Source organism: Mesorhizobium escarrei, assembly GCF_935825525.1.
Lineage (GTDB): Bacteria > Pseudomonadota > Alphaproteobacteria > Rhizobiales > Rhizobiaceae > Mesorhizobium > Mesorhizobium escarrei.
This window is the reverse complement of record NZ_CAKXZT010000008.1, coordinates 16615-18611: the sequence shown is the minus strand read 5'-3', so window position 1 is coordinate 18611 and position 1997 is coordinate 16615. Positions and strand designations below refer to the sequence as shown.

The window sequence follows — 1997 nt, the reverse complement described above, 5'->3', positions numbered from 1 at the left end:
CGAGGGCCGGACGCTAAGGAACGCATCTTGCGAAGCCTTATCAACGCTCTGTGGTCGGAGGTCGAATGGGACTGGTACACCCGCGGCTCCGAGGCGCTCGTTTGGCATTGGAGCCCGGTGCACGGATGGGCGATGGACCTCCCGATCCACGGATGGAACGAATGCCTGATTGCATTCATCCTCGCCGCGTCTGCCGCACGGCATTCGATCGAGCCCGATGTCTATCACCGCGGTTGGGCGGCGGGCCGGGCCTTCGCCAACGGCCGAAGCATTGAAGGCGTGCGGCTGCCTCTCGGGCCTGATCACGGCGGTCCGCTATTCTTCTCGCACTATTCGTTCCTCGGCCTCGATCCGAGGGCGCTTCGAGATCGCTATGCCGATTATTGGCATCAGAACGTCGCCTATACGCATATCAACCGGACGCACTGCGTTCGCAATCCAGGGAAATTCGACGGCTATGGCGCGGACTGCTGGGGGCTGACTGCGAGCGACAGTATCGACGGCTATGTCGCGCACGCTCCCGACCGGGACCTCGGCGTGATCACTCCATCCGGCGCCCTCGGCTCCTTCCCCTATGCCCCCGCGGAATGCGAGCTGGCGCTTCGCCACTTCGCTTCGCGTGGCGACCGGCTGTGGGGCGAGTATGGCTTCAGGGATGCATTCAGCCCTTCGACGGATTGGTGCGCGGACTCGTATTTGGCGATCGATCAGGGACCGATCGTGGTCATGATCGAGAACTACCGGAGCGGGCTTCTGTGGCGCCTCTTCATGAGCTGTCCGGAGATCCAGATCGGGCTCGCGAGGCTCGGCTTTTCCCGGCGCCCGAAAGCCGCCGCAGCCACGTCATGAGCACTGCGTATTCCCTGTCAAAAGCGCGGCTCGCAATCATGCGCTCCGGCATTCTGTTCGGGCTGATCACGGTGGGATGGCCGGCAGGATCGGCCCACGCATCACCACCGATGCTGACGGGCGGTCTAGCCTCTCAGCCGATTGGACACTACGAATTCTGCAAAGCCAATTCGGCGGAATGCACGATCCGCACCCACGATCTCGGCCCCCAACATGTCACCTCCACGGTCTGGAGAAACGTCGTCGCAGTCAATGCACGGGTCAACAGGTCGGTTCGACCGAAGACCGATTTCGATGTTTATGGCGAGGACGAAGTGTGGGCCTATCCGAACGGCCTTGGCGATTGCGAGGACTACGTGCTCGAAAAGCGTCGTGATCTCATGCGCGAGGGTCTGTCGCTATCCAACCTTCTGATCACGGTCGTGCGCCAGCCGGACGGCCAAGGCCATGCAGTTCTCACTGTCCGAACAGACAAAGGCGATTTCATTCTCGACAATTTGACGGATGCGATCCGCCATTGGGACCAGACCGGCTATGTTTTTCTCAAGCGCCAGTCGAGTGACCACCCTGGCAGCTGGGTCACAATCCGCGAACGCGGGAACCCAATCGTCAGCACGCTAGTAGTCACTCCGGTCGCCACGCAGGCGAGCGTCTCCAACCGTCGAGTGGGCAAGACTATCGACAGGCCAACGAAACGGTGACCGAGCGTGACAGCACAATCTGCTTGGTCGTTGGGCTATTCGCCTCGTCCCGACGTGGGCAGCGCCCAGACGGAGCATTGCCAGAATGTTCCGTCCAGATACCATGTCGCTTCACTCATCGCCGGTGGCACGACGAGGACACGGCCTGCACGCAAACGCGGCGAGGTTGCCCACGGCTGGTTGTGGAAGGACGATGGCTTGTGACCGAGCCGTTTGCCTCTCCAGAGGCTGTTCTTTGCAGCGCCCCATTTCACAGCCGAGGAGGGCCGCCAAAGGGTGGCATAGGTGGGCCGCCAAGGCCTGACGGCACGTTGGGCCGCGGTGGGCCGGCGAGGCCTCCTCCGCCACGGATGGGCCGCTTGAATTGCGGCTTACCTCCCCTTGTCGGGCCGCGGTAGCGCGGACCATGGGAGAAAGCGCGGGGATCGCGGCCGCGCATGATGTCAC

At 62.5% G+C, this 1997-nt stretch carries 2 protein-coding genes; both read left to right on the top strand.

What is annotated here, in order from left to right:
* Positions 1 to 849, top strand: an 849-nt coding sequence (locus NMG80_RS01225) for a glucoamylase family protein (RefSeq protein ID WP_254016444.1), incomplete at its 5' end; no start/stop codon positions are given.
* Positions 846 to 1550, top strand: a complete 705-nt coding sequence (locus NMG80_RS01220; protein WP_254016443.1) for a transglutaminase-like cysteine peptidase — start codon at positions 846 to 848, stop codon at positions 1548 to 1550. The genes NMG80_RS01225 and NMG80_RS01220, both read left to right, overlap by 4 nt.
* Positions 1551 to 1997: the final 447 nt, after the last annotated feature.

Coding starts and splice junctions, on each gene's coding strand:
- NMG80_RS01220 (WP_254016443.1), top strand. CDS start 846: ATGAGCACTGCGTATTCCCTGTCAAAAGCGCGGCTCGCAATCATGCGC.